Origin of the sequence: Streptomyces sp. NPDC048696 (genome assembly GCF_043198895.1) — a bacterium.
In the GTDB taxonomy this organism is placed as follows: domain Bacteria; phylum Actinomycetota; class Actinomycetes; order Streptomycetales; family Streptomycetaceae; genus Streptomyces.
Genome location: NZ_JBICVJ010000008.1, coordinates 320,190 through 338,697, shown reverse-complemented (window position 1 = coordinate 338,697; position 18,508 = coordinate 320,190). Strand labels below are relative to the sequence as shown.

The 18,508-nt window shown below is 69.9% G+C and carries 17 protein-coding genes, 1 pseudogene and 1 riboswitch; of the genes and pseudogenes, 7 read left to right on the top strand and 11 right to left on the bottom strand.

Annotated features, from left to right (window positions below):
• Nucleotides 1-49 precede the first annotated feature (49 nt).
• Nucleotides 50-250: a DUF6229 family protein gene (locus ACGFRG_RS19585; protein WP_361425670.1), complete on the bottom strand. Its 201-nt coding sequence runs from the start codon at nucleotides 248-250 to the stop codon at nucleotides 50-52.
• Nucleotides 251-719: 469 nt separating this feature from the next.
• Between ACGFRG_RS19585 and ACGFRG_RS19580 the strand changes: the two genes are divergently transcribed.
• On the top strand, nucleotides 720-1,319 hold the full coding sequence (locus ACGFRG_RS19580) for a cupin domain-containing protein (protein ID WP_361425673.1): 600 nt from the start codon (nucleotides 720-722) through the stop codon (nucleotides 1,317-1,319).
• A 67-nt stretch (nucleotides 1,320-1,386) separates the two neighbouring features.
• Here ACGFRG_RS19580 and ACGFRG_RS19575 read toward each other — a convergent pair whose 3' ends face one another.
• The gene (locus ACGFRG_RS19575) at nucleotides 1,387-1,848 is read right to left on the bottom strand and encodes a MarR family winged helix-turn-helix transcriptional regulator (RefSeq protein WP_393265478.1); all 462 of its coding nucleotides are present in this window, start codon (nucleotides 1,846-1,848) and stop codon (nucleotides 1,387-1,389) included.
• A 176-nt stretch (nucleotides 1,849-2,024) separates the two neighbouring features.
• Between ACGFRG_RS19575 and ACGFRG_RS19570 the strand changes: the two genes are divergently transcribed.
• Nucleotides 2,025-2,807 carry an alpha/beta fold hydrolase gene (locus tag ACGFRG_RS19570; RefSeq protein ID WP_393265476.1) on the top strand — a complete coding sequence of 261 codons (783 nt, stop codon included), beginning with the start codon at nucleotides 2,025-2,027 and terminating at the stop codon, nucleotides 2,805-2,807.
• 174 nt (nucleotides 2,808-2,981) lie between these two features.
• Here ACGFRG_RS19570 and ACGFRG_RS19565 read toward each other — a convergent pair whose 3' ends face one another.
• Together ACGFRG_RS19565 and ACGFRG_RS19560 are read right to left on the bottom strand one after the other, a co-directional pair.
• Nucleotides 2,982-3,758, bottom strand: a complete 777-nt coding sequence (locus ACGFRG_RS19565; protein WP_393265473.1) for an alpha/beta hydrolase — start codon at nucleotides 3,756-3,758, stop codon at nucleotides 2,982-2,984.
• 234 nt (nucleotides 3,759-3,992) lie between these two features.
• A complete protein-coding gene (locus ACGFRG_RS19560; RefSeq protein WP_393265470.1) occupies nucleotides 3,993-4,613 on the bottom strand; it encodes an SDR family oxidoreductase in 621 nt (206 codons plus the stop codon).
• Between ACGFRG_RS19560 and ACGFRG_RS19555 the strand changes: the two genes are divergently transcribed.
• Nucleotides 4,579-5,106, top strand: a complete 528-nt coding sequence (locus ACGFRG_RS19555) for a TetR/AcrR family transcriptional regulator (RefSeq protein WP_393265614.1) — start codon at nucleotides 4,579-4,581, stop codon at nucleotides 5,104-5,106. The genes ACGFRG_RS19560 and ACGFRG_RS19555 overlap by 35 nt on opposite strands.
• Here the strand turns inward: ACGFRG_RS19555 and ACGFRG_RS19550 are convergent.
• Entirely contained in the window at nucleotides 5,096-6,772 is a 1,677-nt protein-coding gene (locus ACGFRG_RS19550; protein ID WP_393265467.1) for a sigma-70 family RNA polymerase sigma factor, read from the bottom strand. The two genes, ACGFRG_RS19555 and ACGFRG_RS19550, sit on opposite strands and share 11 nt — an antisense overlap.
• A 375-nt stretch (nucleotides 6,773-7,147) precedes the next feature.
• On the opposite strand from ACGFRG_RS19550, the gene ACGFRG_RS19545 reads away from it, so the two are divergent.
• Nucleotides 7,148-9,961, top strand: a complete 2,814-nt coding sequence (locus ACGFRG_RS19545; RefSeq protein ID WP_393265464.1) for a glycoside hydrolase family 3 C-terminal domain-containing protein — start codon at nucleotides 7,148-7,150, stop codon at nucleotides 9,959-9,961.
• 13 nt (nucleotides 9,962-9,974) lie between these two features.
• Here ACGFRG_RS19545 and ACGFRG_RS19540 read toward each other — a convergent pair whose 3' ends face one another.
• Both ACGFRG_RS19540 and ACGFRG_RS19535 read right to left on the bottom strand, forming a co-directional pair.
• Nucleotides 9,975-10,958, bottom strand: a complete 984-nt coding sequence (locus ACGFRG_RS19540; protein WP_393265612.1) for a zinc-binding dehydrogenase — start codon at nucleotides 10,956-10,958, stop codon at nucleotides 9,975-9,977.
• A gap of 85 nt (nucleotides 10,959-11,043) precedes the next feature.
• Nucleotides 11,044-11,625, bottom strand: a complete 582-nt coding sequence (locus ACGFRG_RS19535) for a PadR family transcriptional regulator (RefSeq protein ID WP_393265462.1) — start codon at nucleotides 11,623-11,625, stop codon at nucleotides 11,044-11,046.
• A 147-nt stretch (nucleotides 11,626-11,772) separates the two neighbouring features.
• On the opposite strand from ACGFRG_RS19535, the gene ACGFRG_RS19530 reads away from it, so the two are divergent.
• A complete protein-coding gene (locus ACGFRG_RS19530) occupies nucleotides 11,773-11,943 on the top strand; it encodes a hypothetical protein (RefSeq protein ID WP_393265459.1) in 171 nt (56 codons plus the stop codon).
• A 13-nt stretch (nucleotides 11,944-11,956) separates the two neighbouring features.
• Here the strand turns inward: ACGFRG_RS19530 and ACGFRG_RS19525 are convergent.
• Both ACGFRG_RS19525 and ACGFRG_RS19520 read right to left on the bottom strand, forming a co-directional pair.
• A pseudogene (locus ACGFRG_RS19525) lies at nucleotides 11,957-12,031 on the bottom strand (DNA-binding response regulator); the annotation flags it as partial.
• A gap of 165 nt (nucleotides 12,032-12,196) precedes the next feature.
• Nucleotides 12,197-12,418, bottom strand: a complete 222-nt coding sequence (locus ACGFRG_RS19520; RefSeq protein WP_393265456.1) for a hypothetical protein — start codon at nucleotides 12,416-12,418, stop codon at nucleotides 12,197-12,199.
• 311 nt (nucleotides 12,419-12,729) lie between these two features.
• On the opposite strand from ACGFRG_RS19520, the gene ACGFRG_RS19515 reads away from it, so the two are divergent.
• Complete coding sequence (locus ACGFRG_RS19515; RefSeq protein ID WP_393265453.1) at nucleotides 12,730-14,223, top strand: protein kinase; 1,494 nt, start codon at nucleotides 12,730-12,732, stop codon at nucleotides 14,221-14,223.
• A gap of 12 nt (nucleotides 14,224-14,235) precedes the next feature.
• Here the strand turns inward: ACGFRG_RS19515 and ACGFRG_RS19510 are convergent, their stop codons facing one another.
• Nucleotides 14,236-15,258 carry a cation diffusion facilitator family transporter gene (locus tag ACGFRG_RS19510; protein ID WP_361425706.1) on the bottom strand — a complete coding sequence of 341 codons (1,023 nt, stop codon included), beginning with the start codon at nucleotides 15,256-15,258 and terminating at the stop codon, nucleotides 14,236-14,238.
• Nucleotides 15,259-15,480: 222 nt separating this feature from the next.
• A riboswitch (M-box (ykoK) riboswitch) is annotated at nucleotides 15,481-15,654 on the top strand.
• 300 nt (nucleotides 15,655-15,954) lie between these two features.
• Between ACGFRG_RS19510 and ACGFRG_RS19505 the strand changes: the two genes are divergently transcribed.
• Nucleotides 15,955-17,598, top strand: a complete 1,644-nt coding sequence (locus tag ACGFRG_RS19505; protein ID WP_393265450.1) for an NRAMP family divalent metal transporter — start codon at nucleotides 15,955-15,957, stop codon at nucleotides 17,596-17,598.
• Here the strand turns inward: ACGFRG_RS19505 and ACGFRG_RS19500 are convergent.
• Nucleotides 17,567-18,445 carry a hypothetical protein gene (locus ACGFRG_RS19500; protein ID WP_393265448.1) on the bottom strand — a complete coding sequence of 293 codons (879 nt, stop codon included), beginning with the start codon at nucleotides 18,443-18,445 and terminating at the stop codon, nucleotides 17,567-17,569. The two genes, ACGFRG_RS19505 and ACGFRG_RS19500, sit on opposite strands and share 32 nt — an antisense overlap.
• Between the last annotated feature and the right edge of the window lie 63 nt (nucleotides 18,446-18,508).

The window sequence follows — 18,508 nt, the reverse complement described above, 5'->3', positions numbered from 1 at the left end:
CGCGCGCGGTTCCCCACTTGTCTCCAGCGATGCCTGTCTCAGGCGACTGTCAGCAACACCAGCTGCCGTGCGACCCGCTCGGGCTGGAACAGAAGCCGTAGAGGGAGTCGCTCGGGTCGGTGAGCGCCGCCTCGGCGGCCGCGCCGCCGACATAGAGCGGCCCGGCGGGGTTGGACTGACCGTACGCACTCTCGGCGCCCGAGAGCCAGGCGTTGAGAACGGCGACGGCGGGAACACTGGTCTGGGGCATCAGCGGCCTCCGGACATAGGGATCGGGACGGATGTCCCAGTCCCGAGTATTGCCGGATCCGAACACCTGTCAGGCGGCTAATCCGGCCACAGTCCCCGGGCGTTCGCCACGCACACCTGCGGCCGCGGACCGAGGCCCCGCCTCGTCGGGATGAGCATGAGCTCCCCCTCCCGTACGACAAGGCCCTCACCCAACTGCCGGATCCTGCTCACAGTCACGTACGTCACGTCGGGCCCCGACCTTCAAGGAGGCGCCCAGCCCCCACTTGGCCCTGTCACCTGGCTGCATTCCGCCTTGACGCCGGGCGGTGCGGCCGCGACATCGTGTCTTCTGGCGCACCGAACGGGAAAGAGCGGACAGGGTGGCGGGATGCCCGCGTTCGACTGCGGACGGGCGCCCGCAGACGAACAGGCCCGCTTTGGGGTAGATCAGAACTCAAGCCATTATCAAGCAGGAAGCGACTGTCCTTATGACCCACATCGTCCACGCCGGCGAGCGGCCCGAAGGCCGCCGAGGATTCGAGATCTTCCTCTCCAGCAAGATGACCGACCGCGCGGCGTCCTGGGTCGAAACCCGCCAGGGCCCGGCCTGGTCCGGCCCGCCGCTGCACACCCACGCGGAGTCCACCGAGACCTACTACGTGGTGTCCGGCACCCTGCTGGTCCAGGTCGACGACGAAGTGGTGGAGCTGGGTCCGCGCGCGCTCGCTCACATCACCAGTGGCACCCGCCACACCTGGGCCACCCCGCCCGGCGAGGGCTGCCACTTCCTGACCCTGCACATGCCCGGCGGATACGAGGACTACCACCCCACCGCCCTGCAGGCCGAGAAGGACAACGGCGGCCCGCTCACCCAGGAGGACCTCTTCAAGATCGCCGCCCGCTTCGACTGGCGTCCGGCCGGCGACATTCCACACCGTCTCACCCCCGACGGCCGCCTCGTCCCCGCCTCCCAGGCCGACGACGAGGCCGCGCGCCTGCGCGAGGAGTGGCTCACCGCCCACGGCGAGGAGATCGAGGTCCAGCCCATCCACGACCCCGGCTTCTACGTCACCAACAAGTCCGCGTGACCCACAGCCCTCACTGTCGCCGGGAGCGGGTGGCGCGGGGCGCCGCCCGCACGCCCGGCGTCGGCACTCAGTGGTGCCAGGCGTTGCCTCCGACGTTGTGGATCATTCGCTGAAGGACCTTGAGTACGGCCACATACTCTTCGTCGTCGACACCCTCGTGGATCCGGTCCCGGACCGTCCGCTGACGCTCGGCCGCCCGGTCCCGTACGTCTCGGCCCTGCGGGGTGAGAGCGAGGACGCGCTCGTCGTCCTCGGTGAGCAGACCGCGTACGACCAACTCGTCGATGCCCTCGTCCAGCGGGCCACCGCCGATGTCCAGGTAGCCGCGCAGGATCCCGACCACCTCCGTACGCGGGCGTCGGCCGTCGGGTCCCGCGAGCACCTGGTTGAGGACCCACCACTGCGGCTGGGTGAGACCGAACTCGGCGAGATTCGCCCTGATGTGGCCGACGACCGCGCTGTGGGCGGCCCAGCTCCAGTAGCCGACGGGCTGGCGGACCAGTTCTTCGTCGCTGTGCGAGTAGTTCATGGCTCCGACGGTAGGAGCTCAAGCGGAGTTGAGGTCAAGCGGCGAGGGCGGACGGAACGCCTGGTTCGCCGCCCTGGTCCCGGGGTGCGCGGAACACCGCGCACGCGCCGGCCGACGCACCCCGGGCACTGCCGAATTCATTGGCCTGTACCCCGCCGACCTGCGAACATCCGCACATGCTGATGCTCGCCGACGAACTCGGCCACCTTTCCTACACCGTCACCGGCGACGGACCGCCCGTCGTACTGCTGCATGCCGGGGTCGCCGATCACCGTATGTGGGACGCGGTCGTGCCCGCGCTCGCGGAACAGCACACCGTCATCCGCTACGACCTGCGCGGCTTCGGCGAATCGGCACCCCCGACCGGCCCGTTCAGCGAGACCGACGACCTGTGCCGCCTCCTGGACCACCTCGGCCACGAACGCGTCCGGCTCGTCGGTTGCTCCTGGGGCGGCCGCGTGGCGGTGGACTTCACGCTCACCCACCCGGACCGGGTGCGCTCGCTGGTGGCGCTCTGTCCGCCGTGGCCGGGATACCCCTGGTCCGCGGACATGGTGGCGTACGACGAGGTCGAGACGGCGGCGCTGGCCGCGGGCGACCTGGACGAGGCCGCCCGCGTGAACATGGACATGTGGCTGCGCGGGTCGGCTCGCGAGTGCGACGTGGACGCCGCACTGCCCGACCGGCTGCGCGGCCCGCTGCGGACGTCGCTGGAGAACCAGGACATCGTGGGCAAGCACTCCCAGGGACCCACGGACGGCGACATCGCCACGATCACCGTGCCGACGCTGGTGGGGATCGGCCGGCTCGACATCGCCGACTTCCAGGACATCGCCCGCCGGTACGCCGCCGGGATACCCGATGCCACGCTGGCCGAGTTCGCCACCGCGGGGCACCTCATCCCACTGGACGCGCCCGCCGAACTGATCTCGGTACTGAGTCCGTTCCTCGCCCGCTAGGGCCTGCCACCTGCACGGGGAAGCCACCGGCAACCGGTCGCCCTCACTCTCACCCTCACCCTGACGTATACCTTCACCGTCAACTACACGGTCACCCGCTGAGCACGGGCAGGACCTGGCCACCGCTCAGCGGGCTTATCCGGGCCCATCAGGGGCGTGAGGGCCCGGCGGCCGCTACACGTCGGTTCGGGCCGGTGGCGTGGCGGCCCCGCCGAGGTGGCGGGCGAAGAAGCGGACCGCGCTGTCGGCCTCGAACCTGGGCAGTTCCTTGTGCCTGCCCGTGTTGGCGTGCAGGGACTTCTCCTTCGAGGCGAAGGCGTCGAACAGTGCGAGACTGTCCTCGCGCGAGATGTGCTCGTCGTCCCACTGCATGTCGTACTCGATCGGGATAGTGATGTGCTTCGCCTTCTCGGCCAGGGTGTCGGGCCAGTGCTGGCCGAAGACCGCGGCCGTGATCCTGGGCTCGACCGCCACCAGGGGCACGCCGATCGCGGTGCCCATGTTGATGCCGAAGTAGCCGACCGGCCCGTCGGTGCCGATCTCCGTAAGTGCCTGGAGGGCGTCCAGGGTGGCCCGCCACTCGGGCACGGCGAGCTTCGCGAGGTGGTCGTTGTAGCGGACGACGATCGGGCCTTCCGGCTCGCCCGCCGCCCTGGCCCGGAACAGGTTCTCGACCTCTTCCTCGTCGTGCGCCGTGACCGGCCGGTCGCCGTGGGCGGGCGCGTCGATCACGGCGACGTGGAAGCCGCAGAGAGTCACGAGGAGGCGGGCGCGACCGGCCATCGCCGGGTGCTTCTTGTGGTTGCCGCCGCCGTGGCCCATCAGGACCAGGGGTGCGCGATCGGCGCCCGACGCGGGTGACCAGAGCACACCGGGGACGTCGCCCACGGTGAACTCGCGCTCGATGACGCCGTTTGACGACGACTCAGTGGTGAACTGGAGAGAATTCATGATGTTGCCTTTCGGGAATGCCTTGCGGGAAAGGCGCTCCCGGCGACATCTACGTCAATCGCCAGACCGTGACGGAAAGGGGGAGCGCCCACACAGTTACAGCGTTCATGGGTCTCACCTCCTGGTGCGGCGTCGCGGTCGCCCCGAACATTAGCAACGGAACGTCATCGTGCCCAGCACTATTTTCCTGCCACCGTGGTTGTGGATGTGCCGCAACCACCCAACCGCCAGGCCCTAGTTCTGCGCCGTCGGGCGCACCACGATGTCCCCCACGTCGACACCGGCCGGCTGCTCAATGGCGAAGGCGATGGCACGGGCGATGGCGTCCGGCGGGATCGCCGTCTTCGCCATCCTGTCGAGGACCTGGGCCCTCATCTCCGGTGCCATGGAGTCCGCGAATTCCGTACGCGTCATACCCGGCGAGACCACCGTCACGCGCAGGCTGTCCCCGGCTTCCTGGCGCAGGCCCTCGGAGAGCGTGCGTACGGCGTTCTTGGTGGCGGCGTACACCGCCTGGAGCGGCACGATGCGCAGCCCGGCCGTGGAGACGGTGTTCACGAAGTGCCCGAAGCCCTGTTCCCGGAAGACGGGCAGCGCCGCGGCGATCCCGTAGAGGACGCCTTTGAAGTTCACGTCGATCATCTCCTCCCAGTCCTCGACGCGCAGGTCGTCGAGCGGGGAGATCAGGCCGACCCCGGCGTTGTTGACCAGGACGTCGACCCTGCCGTACCGGTCGCGGGCCAGCTCGACCAGGTCGGACAGGTCCTGGCGGCGCTTCACATCCGTACACGCATAGGCTGCTTGGCCACCTGCCTTCTCGATACGGGCGGCCTGCGCCGCGAGACGGTCCGGCATCGCCCGGGAGGCCGGCGTGGGAACCGGCACCCTCTACCGCAACTTCCCGACCCGGGAAGCCCTCATCGAGGCGGCCTACCGCAACGAAGTGGCCCGGCTGTGCGAGGCCGTCCCCGACCTGCTGGCGACGCTGCCCCCGCGCGAGGCGCTGCGCGCCTGGATGGGCCGCTTCATCGACTACGCCACCGCGAAACTCGGCATGGCCGACGCCCTGCGAGCCGTCGTCGCCTCGGGGACCGACCCCTACGGCCACAGCCGCGAGATGATCCAGAGCGCCATCACCGCACTCATGGACGCCGGGACGGCCACCGGCGCCTTCCGCTCCGATATCCGCCCCACCGACATGTTCGCCGCCCTCGCCGGCATCGCCCTCACCTCGGCCCACCCGGACCAACGCGACCAGGCCGAACGCCTCCTCGACCTCACCCTGGACGGGTTGACGCCGAGGCCGCCGTCAGCGGAGCTCCCGGCACCGGGCTCCGTCAGTCGGTGAAGTCCTGGGTCATGTAGAGCATGCCGGAGCTGTCGTGCAGCACGTGGATCCCTATGTGGTGGAAGCCCGGGTTGAGGATGTTCTTGCGGTGGCCGTCGTTCGGTGGCTGTTCGGCCAGCATGGACTTGGTGATACCCACGGCCATCCCGGCCACCGCCGACGTCGTACTCGGTATGCTCCCGCCGCTGCCGATGTTCTCGCCGGCGCTCCCCCACGAGACCCCGGCGGCGTGCTCGCGGGAGCCGAAGTCGGCTTCGCCCGGGCACTGGTGGCTCAGACCGCAGCCCGAGTCCATGGTCCGGTTGTGCGTCCCGGCGCTGGACTCCAGGCCGGACAGCGCCTGGAGGGGCGCGACGTGCTGGTCCGCGCGGGCCTGGTTGATGACGGCCAGGACCTGCGCGGCAGCGGCCACCTCCGGGCTACCGGCCTCGGGGGATGCCACCGCGCGTGTGGGAGTCGGCTCCGGCGTACGGGGAGTGGGGGAAGGCGGGTGTTGCGTGTGCGCAGGGGTCGGAGTCGGGGTGGGTTTGGCGGTCTTGTCGGGTGACGGCTTCGCCGGTGGTGGAACGGCGGGTGTGGTCGTGTGCCCCGGTGGGATGGAGGCGGTGGTGGCGGTCTCGCCGTCCGCCTCGTCGAGGCGTTCCTGACCAACCGTCGAACGTCCGCCCCCTGAGCCCGAGTTCAGCGCTCCGATGCCCATCGCCGCCGTGACCGTGGCCGCCACCGCGGCCGCCGTCACCAGGGGCTTTCCCGTAAACACGGTGAGCGGTCGCCTGGCGCGGTGCTTGGGTATGCGGCTGCGGCGATGCGACACCGGCCGTGCCGCCCGTATGCCGTCCGATGCGGTCATCGCGTAGCCCATCGACACGGCCTGACCTGCGGTGTGGGCCGCGACGAGCGCGGCCAGGCCGAGCGGCAGCGGCACCAGGGCGAGGTTGACCAACAGGCGCTCGGCCGGGACCAGTTCGGCGCTCAAACCGCCGCAGTATCCGCACCCGCGCAGGTGCCGGGCCAGGCGTTTGCGCCACAGCGGGCTGGGGCGGCCGTCCCACAGGTGAACGCTCCGGGTGAGTTCATCGCACCGCGGTTCGGTGGTCAGGGCGCGTACGACGGAGCGCGCGATCTCCAACTGCTCCTTCATCCGGCTGACTTGGACCGCGACGTGATGGGCGTCCAAGCCGATCGCGGCCACCAGCTCCGCACGGGTCAGGTGTCCCGTGGTGACCAGCCACCACAGGGAGAGCAGCTCCCGGTCGTCCTGGTCCAGCCACCGGGTCGCCTCCACGGTCTCCTTGCGCTGCCCGGTCAGGCCCAGTTCGATCAGCGTCAGGTCGGCGAAGTCCGCGCCCGGGTCGGCGACGGTCGCGAGCTCGTCGAGCGCGCACACCGCCACCGGGAGAGACTGGCGGTAGCGGCGGATCTGATTCATCGTCACCGCGACCAGCCAGGAGCGGAACGCCGTGTCGTCGCGCAGCCCGGACAGGCCCCGGACCATCCGCAGCATCGTCTCCTGCACCACGTCGTCCACGTCCGCGCGTCCTGGCAGGGCCCGCCCGACGATGTTGTAGACGAGCGGGAGGTACTGGCTCACCAGCTCGTCCAGCGCCTCGGGCTCGCCGCAACGTGCCGCCGCCACCAACCGCGCCTCCCCTTCAGTGCCTGCCATCCTCGCGCTCCCTCCGGCGAACCGATCCGTGCCGTACATAAGAGGAGATCCTGTGCCGCGCGGCGGATCACAGAAACTGCGGATGTTTTTACTGATGCCCAAGTCGCGTGTGCCTCATGCGATCCGTTCAACCAGTGAAGTCAACTCGCCTGATTGGCCGTTGAGGACCACGACTACCGTTCAATCACTGGACACATCACGTGCACCGCACTACGGTCGCCTACCGAGCACGAGAACGACGCCCCACGTCTCGACAGCACCGAGTCGACGGCCTGCCTCCGCGCCCGCCACGGTGGTGGCGACCGACGCTCCTCCCTCCCGGCAACCCCACCGTGCCGCCCTGCCGGGCGGCCGTTCCTCGGAGGTCCTCTGCTCATGCCCCGTATCCGCGCCGGACGACAGGCACCCACCAGAACACGCATCCCCCTTCCGCTCGCGCTGGCCCTGGTCACCGGCGGTGTCGGCGCCCTGGCCATGGGCACTCCCGCCGCGAGCGCCACCACGACGTCCCGGGCAGCGGCGGACAGCGTCTGCCCCTGGGTGCACTCCACCGCCCCGATCCCCGACCGCGTCGGCCAGCTACTGGCGAGGATGACCACCGCCCAGAAGGTCACGCTGGCCACCGGTGCGGGCGGCTCCCGCTACACCGGATTCACCCCGGGCATCGGCGCGTTGTGCATACCGGCGATGGACCTGGAGGACGGGCCGGCCGGGGTCGGGCACAGCGAGGACGGTGTCACCCAGCTTCCCGCGCCCGTCAGCGCCGCTGCCACCTGGGACACCCGGGCCGAGCAGGACTACGGCCGGGTCATCGGAGCGGAGCAGGCCGCCAAGGGCGCGAACGTCGACCTGGGGCCGACCATCAACATCGACCGCGACCCGCGCTGGGGCCGCGCCTTCGAGTCGATGGGCGAAGACCCCTATCTGAACGGGCAGTTGAGCGCGGCGAACATCCGTGGTGTGCAGTCCACCGGCGTGCTGGCCCAGGTCAAGCACCTCGCGGTGTACAACCAGGAGAACAACCGCTTCGACGTGTCGGCGGAGATCGGCGAACGTGCCATGCGGGAGATCTACCTGCCGGCGTTCCAGGACGCGGTGCGCAGTGGTGCGGTCTCCTCCGTGATGTGCTCGTACAACCGCATCAACGGCGTCCACGCCTGCGAGGACGGGGGCCTGCTCAACTCGGTACTGCGCGGGCAGTTCGGCTTCAAGGGGTTCGTGACCTCGGACTGGGGTGCCGTCCACTCCACGGCGAACTCCGCCAACGGCGGTCTGGACCAGGACATGCCCGGCGGTGACGGGTACTACGGCGACAACCTCGTCAGGGCCGTCGACGCCGGGCAGGTGAGCCAGGCCACGCTCAACGCGCTCACCACGCACGTACTCACCGAGATGTTCGCGTTCGGCCTGTTCGACAAGGAACCCATCGGCTCGATCGCGCAGACCTCCACCGGCACGGCCCACCAGCGGACCGGTGCGGAGATCGCCGCCGAGGGCACCGTGCTGCTGAAGAACCAGGACGGGGTGCTCCCGCTGGCATCGTCCACCAAGTCGATCGCCGTGATCGGCAACGCCTCCGCCAACGCCCAGACCGCCGGGGGCGGCAGCGCCAACGTCCACTCCAGTGGCACCGTCACACCGCTCGACGGGATCACGTCCCGTGCGGGCAGCGGGATTTCGGTGCGGTACGACGACGGCGTCTCCACCGCGTCGGCCGCGGCCCTCGCCAAGAGCTCCGGCGTGGCGGTGGTCTTCGTCAACAAGGGCGAGTCCGAGGGCGGCGACCTGGGGGACATCGATCTGCCCGGCAACCAGAACTCCCTGATCTCCGCCGTCGCCCAGGCCAACCCGAACACGATCGTGGTGCTCAACACCGGATCCGCGGTCACCATGCCCTGGCTCGACAAGGTCAAGGGTGTGTTCGAGGCGTGGTATCCGGGCCAGGGCTACGGTACGGCCATCGCCTCCCTGCTGTTCGGCGACACCGACCCGTCGGGCCATCTGCCGGTGACCTTCCCCAAGTCGCTGGCCGACGTACCGGCGAGGACGGCGGCCCAGTGGCCGGGTGTGAACGGCAAGGTGCAGTACTCCGAGGACGTGAACGTCGGCTACCGCCACTACGACGCGAACAGGATCGAGCCGCTGTTCCCGTTCGGGCACGGACTCTCCTACACCGGCTTCTCCTTCAGCGACCTCCATGTCGGCACACTGCGGGCCGGCGGCCAGGCGGTCGTCACCGCGACGGTCACCAACACCGGCTCGCGGGCCGGTGCGGACGTGGCCCAGCTGTATGTCGGCCAGCCCTCCTCGGCCGGTGAACCCCCGAAACAACTCCAAGGGTTCGCCCGAGTCGACCTGAAGCCCGGCGAGAGCAGGACGGTCACCTTCCCGCTGACCGGGCGCAATCTGCGGCACTGGGACACCGGCAGCGACAACTGGTCGTTCAGCACCGGTGACTACCGCGTCTCGGTCGGGGACTCCGCCGCACACCTGCCGCTGACCGGAACGCTCCCGGTCGCCTCGGCGCAGCTGGGCGAGCCGTTGACCCTCACGGACCCCGGCGCCCAGGAGGGCCCGACCGGCTCACCGGTGTCGTTGCAGATCAACGCCAAGGACACCACCAGCGGCCAGACCCCGGCCTTCAGCGCGACGGGGCTCCCCGCAGGCACGTCGATCTCTGCCACGGGACGTATCTCCGGAACCCCGACGAGCGCGGGCACCAGTACCGTCACGGTCACCGCCGAGGACACGGCCGGAGCGCTCGCCACCACCACGTTCCTGTGGACGGTGGTGCCCGCCACCTCGGCGGTGACGACCCCGCTGATCGGGTACAACGGGCTCTGCCTCGACCTGGCCGGGCACGACAACACCGACGGCACCAAGGTCGATATCTTCCCGTGCAACGGCACCAACGGTCAGGAGTGGACCGAGGAGTCGGACGGCACCGTCCACATGGCGGGCAAGTGCCTGGACGTGCGGGCCGCCGGTACCGGCAACGGCACACCGGTGCAGATCTACTCCTGCAACGCCACCGGCGCACAGCAATGGCAGCGCCGGACCAACGGCGCCCTGCTCAATCCCCATTCGGGCAAGTGCCTCGACGACCCGGCCTTCGCCACGCTTCCGGGCGTACAGGTGGCGATCTGGGACTGCAACGGCGGGGCGAACCAACGCTGGACACGGCCGTAGCCGAGGGGCATGGTCAGGGCGCCGATGGAGCCGTGACGCCGACGAGCTTGCCGACTCTGTTGCCCTCCTCAAGGTCGCGGTGTGCCGTGCGGATGTCGTCCAGGGCGTAGGCATGGACGGGTCCCAGGCTCACCTCGCCGGCGGCGATGCGGTCGAGGTAGCGCTGCAGGACAGCGGCGGGAAGGTCGCCGGCGTCGCCGCCGTACGCGCTGAGGCGTACCCCGTGCGGCAGGTAGGAGATGGGGTAGAAGTCGGGCACGGTCCACTGGTTGGAGAGCATGCCGGTGAAGCAGACGGTGCCGTGGACGCGGGTGGCACGGAGGGTGTCGGGCAGGGTGGGGGTGCCGACCAGCTCCAGAGCCGCGTCCACCCCGTCGGGGAGGATCCGGCGGACCTGCCCGGCGACGTCCCCGTCGTCGACGAGCGGATGGTCGACGCCGTGGTCGGCGAGGTCCCGGGCACGCTCGGGCTTGCGGGTGGTGGCGAGGACGGTGGCACCCATGTCCTTGGCCAGCGCGGCGGTGGCCAGGCCCAGGGCGGAGGTGCCGCCACGGATCAGCAGCGTCTGTCCGGCTCTCAGGTCCAGGCCGGTGGTCAGCGACCCGTAAGCGGTCTGCAGGGTCTCGGGCACCGCGCCGATGGTGGCCCACGGCAGGTCGCTGGTGAAGGGGATGACCTGGGAGCGCGGTACGAGGGTGTACTCGGCGTAGCCGCCGTCGAAGACCCGGCCCATACCGCCCATGAGCGCGGCGACTTGCTGACCCACCGCGAACACGCCGTCCGGATCGGCGTCCACGGTCCCGGTCGCCTCGATGCCCGGGACGCGTGGGAAGGTCACGCCCTCGGCGAGGCCGAGGCGGGTGTGCAGTTCGGAGCGGTTGAGACCGAACGCCTCGACCTTGATCCGGACCCAGCCCGGCCGGGCTTCGGGGACCGGAAGTCGACGTACATGGAGGTTGGTCACGGGGCCCGGCGCGTCGAGGACGACGGCGTTCATCGTTGCGTGCACTGGTCTCCTTGGGTACGGAGTGGGGTTGGTTGACGTCGATGAGCGGTCCGGCCCGGGTCAGGGCCGCATGCCATCAGGGCCGCATGCCTCCAGGGCCGCGTCCCTCGGGGTCTGTAGCGCTCGGGGCTGTTTCACTCGGATGCGCGGCGAGGATTTCACGCAGCCAGGCGCGTTCCGCCCGGCCGGTGGCACGGGCGACCAGGAGCATGCCCCGGCGGTACGGATCGGCGACCTCTTCCGCGCGCAGCGGTGTGTCCCCGTCGTAGAAGAAGCTCGCCGGGGTCTCCAGGAAGGCCAGTCGTCGACGCAGCACGGCGTGCTGGTCAGCGACGTCGGGGAGCAGGGAGAGGAACGCCAGGAGCGTGAAGAACCGGCTGCCGTCGGTGAGGTCGTGCTCCGCCGGGTCGCGCAGGCGCTCCAGCATCTCGGTGCGCCCGGCCTCGGTGAGCGTCAGGACGTATCGCCGGGCCGCCCCCGCGCCGGGCTCGACCCGCCGGTCGAGCAACGCCTTCTTCACCAGGCGGTTGATCGCCGGGTAGAGGCTGCCGTCGCTGACCGGCCGGGTGTGGCCGGACAACTGGGCGACGCGCTGCCGCAGCTCGTAGCCGTGCAGTGGGCCGTCGGCGAGGAATCCGAGAATCGCGAGCTCCAGCATGCGCCCATCGTGCCACATCGAATCGAGATATCTCGAATCGATGTGGAATCCCACAGCCAAAGGACCCGAAATGCGATCTTTGTACGTATGCGCGAGCGTGGAAGCACTTCATCCTGCGACGTCCCCGACCGCCAGGAGGCAACCACCATGGGCAAGAAACAGACCCGTCAGAACCGCGGAGCCCGTACCGGCGGCCACGAGCACAACACCACCGCCGAGACCACCAAGCGGCAGGCGCCGACACCTTCCGCGCAGGAGACGACCCACCCGACTCCGGAGGTCTCCCACAAGCAACCGCGGAAGTTCGGCCACAACTGAGCAGATCCAGGCGTCAGCCCGCGAACCCCGGAACCACCAGACCGGACTCATACGCGATCACCACCGCGTGGGTCCGGTTCTGTGCGCCGAATGCCGCTTGACGGCACCAACGCCTGTGCGGACGACAGCGCCACGGTTACGACGACAGCGCCACGGTTACCTGGCCACGGGCAGGCTTCCAGCCGGGCGAGGGAGGTGACCTGCCAGGCGCCGCCGGCGTAGGCGCCTTGGGCTCCCTTCAGGCCCGGGAGGCTTATCCGGCAGACGGTTGGTAGCTGCGTTCGGCCAGGTCAGGGTCTATGTCGAGGAACTGGTGCCGCTGCTCGGCGAGGCCGGGCAGGTGCTGCTGGCGGGCACGCAGTTCGTCGATCAGCGACTCCAGTCGCTGCCGGTCCAGCTCCTCGGCCCGCGTTGCCGCACGGTCGGCCTGGGATGTACCGCGCCCGGAGGTCTCCGGGGTCGCCGAAGGGCACATGGCGGTCTCCGTTCTCCTGGGAGGCCGGCCCGGCCTCCCCTGCGAACGTCTCTCTGAGGAAACGTCCCCAGTCAAACCCCCGTCCCTCCAGGACGCAATACGCGGCAGCGAAAAGTCCGGACAAGGAACGAGGGGCGGCGCCGTGACCTGCGGAAATACCGCCACGAACATCGCGCACCCGAGTCGTTGCACCCCGCCGCCCACCCGCGACCCGCCCCGCCGGGCCCGGCCACCGGCACCCGCTGGGTATGGTGAAGCCAAAGTTCCGTTTCAGGCGTGCACAGGTGTACGGGGAAGTAGAAGGTCTCTCGGTGTCCGATCAGGGGCGGCTCATAGCCAACCGGTACCGGCTGGTCGAGCGGGTGGGCCGGGGCGGTATGGGCACCGTGTGGCGGGCCGAGGACGAGGTGCTCGGGCGGCACGTCGCCGTCAAGAAGCTGCACGTACCGCCGCATCTGCACGACGACGAGGTCCTGCGCCTGCACGAGCGCACCCGCCGCGAGGCGCGCAGCGCCGCCCGGATCAGCCACCCCAACATCATCGTGGTGCACGACGTCGTCGACGACGAGGGTCTTCCGTGCATCGTCATGGAGTACATACCCTCCGTGACACTCGGTGACGTGCTGAAGGAGCAGGGCAGGCTGCCGGTCGGCGAGGCGGCCCGGATCGGCCGCATCATGGCCACCGCGCTGCGCGCCGCGCACGACGCCGGGGTGCTGCACCGGGACGTCAAACCGGCCAACGTCCTGCTCGGCCATGACGGGCGCATCGTCCTCACCGACTTCGGGATCGCCGTCGAGTCCGGGTCGTCGTCCCTGACCAGGACCGGCGAGCTGGTCGGGTCGATCCACTACCTCGCCCCGGAGCGCCTGCGCGACGGGGGCGCCGAGCCCGGCCCCGCGTGCGACCTGTGGTCGCTCGGTACGACGCTCTACCAGGCGGTCGAAGGGCGCCACCCCTTCGACCGGGACACCCCGATCGAGACGGCGTACGCCATCGCGGCGGACGCGCACGAGCCTCCGCGCGACGCCGGGGACCTGACCCCGGTGATCGAGGGTCTGCTGGTCAAGGACCCCGCCCAGCGCATGGACGTCCGCGAGGCCGAACGCCTCCTCGGGCAGGTGGCCGCCGCCGCAACCGCTTCCCCGACCCGTACGACGCGACTGGAGCATGCGGCCGTACACGCCGCACCCGCGCTCCCGGCACCCCGGCGCCGCCGCGCGGCGCTGTGGATCGTCTCGGCGGTCGTGGTGGCCGCCACCGCGACCGGCGGGACACTGCTCTGGGCCAGGAGCGGCACGGCGTCGTCGGCCTCGGAAGCGGCCGGGACCGCCACCCCCGCACCCCCGAGCCCGCCCCCGCTTCCCAGCGGCTACCACCTGGAGACCGCCGGCCAGGGCTTCTCCGTGCCCGTACCGGACGGCTGGACCTCCAAGAACGTCGCCGGCGGCGAGATCGCCTACATCGGCCCCTCCGGGCTCGCCGGGCTGCGCGTCGACGTCGTCCAGTTCGCGGGCACCGACCCCCTCACGCACTGGCGCGAGACCGAAGAGGACCAGACGCGCCGCGACAACCCGGGCTACGAGCGGGTGCGGATGGCCCCCACGACCTTCCGTGGACGGCCGGCGGGTTACTGGGAGTTCACGTTCCAGGGCAAGGTGCGCAAGTACCGCGCGGTGGAACTGGCCTTCAGCGGCACCGACGGCACCCAGTACGTGGTCTACCTCTCCGCGCCGAACGCCCAGTGGGACCAGTACCGGCCGGTCTTCGACACGGCCGTCAAGGGCATCCGCCTGCGGCCGTAGACCGCGCCGCGCTCAGTGCTCGCGCGACCCGGTGCGGTGCACGGGACCGTGGGCGTCGTCGCAGTGCGGGTCGTTCGCCGTCCCGCCGGTGGCGAGGGCGGGGACCTCGTCGGATGCGTGGTCGACCTGAAGGGTCGCGTGGGTGATCTCGTAGTCGCTCCGCAGCAGACCCTGGAGGTCGCGGCGCACGGCATGGCAGTCCCTGGCCTCGTCGACCAGGACGTGTGCGGACAGGGCGGGCTGTCCGGAGGTGATCTCCCAGACGTGCAGGTCGTGGATCTCGACGACGCCCGGGGTGGCGACCAGCCGGGCGCCGAGCGCGTCGGGGTCGATTCCGGCGGGTGCGGCCTCCAGGAAGATCCGTCCCGACTTGCGCACCAGGCCGGTGCCCGCCTTGAGCATCAGGCCGACCACGACCAGGGAGGCGATGGCGTCCGCGCGGGCGAAGCCCGTGAGCATCACGACGGCGCCGGCGACGGCGGTGGCGATGAATCCGTACAGGTCGGTGAGGATGTGCTGGAAGGCGCCCTCGACGTTGAGCGAGGTGCGGTTGGCCTTCGAAATGCACCACGCGGCCACGATGTTGACGACGATTCCGACCAGCGCGGTGACCACCACCAGGCCACCGGTGACCTCGGGCGGCGAGATGAGGCGTACGACGGCCTCGTATGCCAGCCAGGCCGAGAGCAGGAGCAGGGTGAGCCCGTTGGCCTGGGCGGAGAGGATCTCGGCCCGCTTGAGCCCGTACGTATAGCCACCCTTGGCCGGGCGGGCGGCCAGGCGCATCGCCACCAGGGCGAGCACGATGGAGACGGCGTCCGTGAGCATGTGCGCGGCGTCCGAGATCAGCGCCAGCGACTGGGCGAGGACACCGATGACGACCTCGCCGCACATGTAGACGACGATCAGGGTGAGCGCGATGGTGAGCCACCGCCGGTCCGCGTCCGCGGCCACCCCGTGGCTGTGCCCGTCGGAGCCGTGGCGGTGGCCGTGCGCCTCGCCTTCGTGGGTGTGCTCGTGGACGTGGTTGCTCATCGAGAGGTCCTCCGGGGAGGTCGGCGCCGGCGGCCCGGATCGGTCGGCCACGCCCAGTGGAACACGTTGCGGGCGAAGATCCAAAGGTGGTAACGGTGACGGTTGTCGACACCGACAAGATCCCCGCGACCTGCGGTTTCTCCAGGAGCGCCGTATGTCAAGACTTCCCCAAATGGTTGCGTGATCTCGCAAGTAAGGCGCTATGCTTCTGGAGGTTTGAAGAAGGCACCTCGTTCGGTGAGGCGTCTGCGCGGACACAGGCCACTGACCCCACGACGTCGAGAGACGCCCAGGGTCAGGACAGGTCTCCCCGGCTTAAGGGGTGACCCCAAGTGGCTTCCCCTGTAGGGGGATTACGCCGTGCAGTGCCAAAGCTCTGACGAGTTGGGGTGAACCGGGGGGATGCCCCGGTCCGCTCCTTGCCGCGTCGTCAAGCGCCCGTGTGCGCTCCGGCCGGAAGGAGGCGAGAGACATTGGACAGCAGTTGCAGTAGTCCGGGCCATCATCGGCCCCGCGTCCGTACGTCCTCGTTGACTTCCGGCGCCCGGTAACCACCTTCCCTGCGCGTTCCCACGCAACCGATCAGGCACCCGTGCGGCCTTCGCCCCTCGGGTGGTCGGGCTGCGCGCTCGCAGGGCGGATCGCTGCCGAGCGCCCCCAACTCCTCCCCAAGACAGGGGAGTCGGGAGGCCTCTCATGACCACCGCACCCATCAAGCCCGCTGTTCCCGCGCCCCGCGCCGCCGTACTGGACGACGCCCACGTCGGTGACATCCGCGGCGCGCTCGGCACCATCCGATTGGACGACACCGGTGAGCGCCGGGGCCTGTCGGCAAAGTTCAAGACGCTGCTCGCGATCGTCGGGCCCGGCCTGATCGTGATGGTCGGCGACAACGACGCCGGCGCCTTCGGCACGTACGGCCAGGCGGGTCAGAACTACGGCACCGGTCTGCTGTGGACGCTGCTCCTGCTGGTCCCCGTCCTGTACGTCAACCAGGAGATGGTGCTGCGTCTGGGCGCGGTCACCGGGGTGGGGCACGCCCGGCTGATCCTGGAGCGGTTCGGGAAGTTCTGGGGCGCGTTCAGTGTCATCGACCTGTTCCTGCTCAACGCGCTCACCCTGGTCACCGAGTTCATCGGCATCACCCTGGCGGCCGGATATCTGGGACTGCCCAAAACAGGGTCGGTGGTCCTGGCCGCCGCGATCATCATCGCCTCCGCGTTCACCGGCTCCTTCCGCCGCTTCGAGCGCATCGCGATCGCCCTGTGCGCCGGTTCGCTGCTGCTGGTGCCGCTGTACTTCATGATCCACCCGAAGACGTCGCAGATGGCCCACGACTTCGTGGTACCGGCCATCCCGGGCGGCTCGGGCGAGCTGGCGACCGTGATGCTGCTGATCATCGCGATCGTGGGCACCACCGTCGCCCCGTGGCAGCTGTTCTTCCAGCAGTCCTTCGTCATCGACAAGCGGATCACCCCGCGGTTCATGAAGTACGAGAAGGTCGACCTCTGGATCGGCATCGCCGTCGTGGTCGTCGGCGCCGCCGCCATGATGGGCTTCACCGCCGCCACGTTCGCCGGGACCAAGGAGTTCGGCCAGTTCACGGACGCCGCCGGGGTCGCGCAGGGGCTGGAGGCCCACGCGGGCAAACTGGCCGGAGTGCTGTTCGCGGTCGCGCTCCTGGACGCCTCGATCATCGGCGCGTTCGCGGTGTCGCTGTCCACGGCGTACGCCATCGGTGACGTGATGGGCATGAAGCACTCCCTGCACCGCGGCATCAAGGGCGCCAAGGGCTTCTACGCGGTCTACGCCGGACTCGTCGCCGTCGCCGCCACCGTCGTGCTGATCCCCGGCTCCCCGCTCGGCCTGCTCACCCAGGGGGTCCAGACGCTCGCCGGAGTCCTGCTGCCCTCCGCCTCCGTCTTCCTGCTGCTGCTCTGCAACGACAGGGCGGTGCTCGGCCCGTGGGCCAACGGCCCGAAGACCAACGCCTTCACGGCCGCGGTGGTCGGCGTGCTGGTCACGCTCTCCGTCATCCTGACCGCCTCGGTCCTCTTCCCGGACATCACGTCCGCCGCGATCCTCGACATCATGGCCGCCTGCGGCGTCATCGGAGTCCTGGCGGCCGGATACTCCTTCACCCGCCGCCGCACCGGCACGAAGGAGGACCCGATCGACCGCACCGGCCGGGAGAACTGGCGGATGCCCCCGCTGGACACGCTCACCCGGCCGACCATGTCCACCGCCCGCAAGATCGGCATGGGCGCGCTGCGCACCTACCTCCTGATCGCGATGGTCCTGGTCGTCATCAAGGTCGTCCAGGTCGCACTCGCGCAGTGACCGCACCGCGCCTTCCGAGGCCATGCGCATGGGCCATCAGACCCAGCAGCACCACCAGGAGGACTCCCGACGACCCCGCCGTGCCGAGGTCCAGGCCGCCCTTGGCGACCGGCTTGGTCAGGAAGTCGCCCACCGTGGCGCCCAGCGGGCGGGTGAGGACGAAGGCGATCCAGAACAGCAGCACGTTCGGCACCGCCGGCACCTTCATCAGCACGATGAGCAGGGCGAGCGCGGCGGAGACCAGGAGCGCGCCGCCCGCGTAGCCGAGGCCCGAGCTGTCGGAGAGGAAGTCGCCCATCGAGGTGCCGAGCGTGTTGGAGACCAGGATCGCCGACCAGAACACCGCCTCGCCCCGGAAGGTGACGATCTCGCGGATCTGGAACGTCATCCCGCTCGACTTCCAGACCGCGAAGATCGCCAGGAGGACCGAGAGGAGGATCGCCGCGCCCGCCGGGTATCCCAGGGCGAGGCCCTGCGGGCCCCAGCCCAGGGCGTCCGTGCCGTTCGGGAGGTACTTGGGGCCCGCGTCCCGGTTCATGAAGTCGGACATCGTGGTGCCTGCCGTGCTGGTCGACAGGATCACCGTCCAGTAGCAGAACGGGTTGTAGCGGCTGGACCGCAGCTGGACGAGCAGGGTCACCACGAAGACGAGGAACAGCGCGATCGTGGTGAGGAAATAGCCCAGCTTCATGGTCTGCGCGAAGAGGTCCCCGGCCGTCTCGCCCAGGGTCGTCGCCGCGATCTTCATGATCCAGAAGGCCAGGGTGACCTCGGGCAGTTTCCGCGTCACCGCCATGGTCGTGTCGCTCGCGGCAGCTGGGCCGATGACGACGTCCGGTCGCTCCAAGGTCGACGACTCCTGCCCGGTCGAACGGCAGGGCGCTCACCCTCGCGAGGATGAGCACCCTGT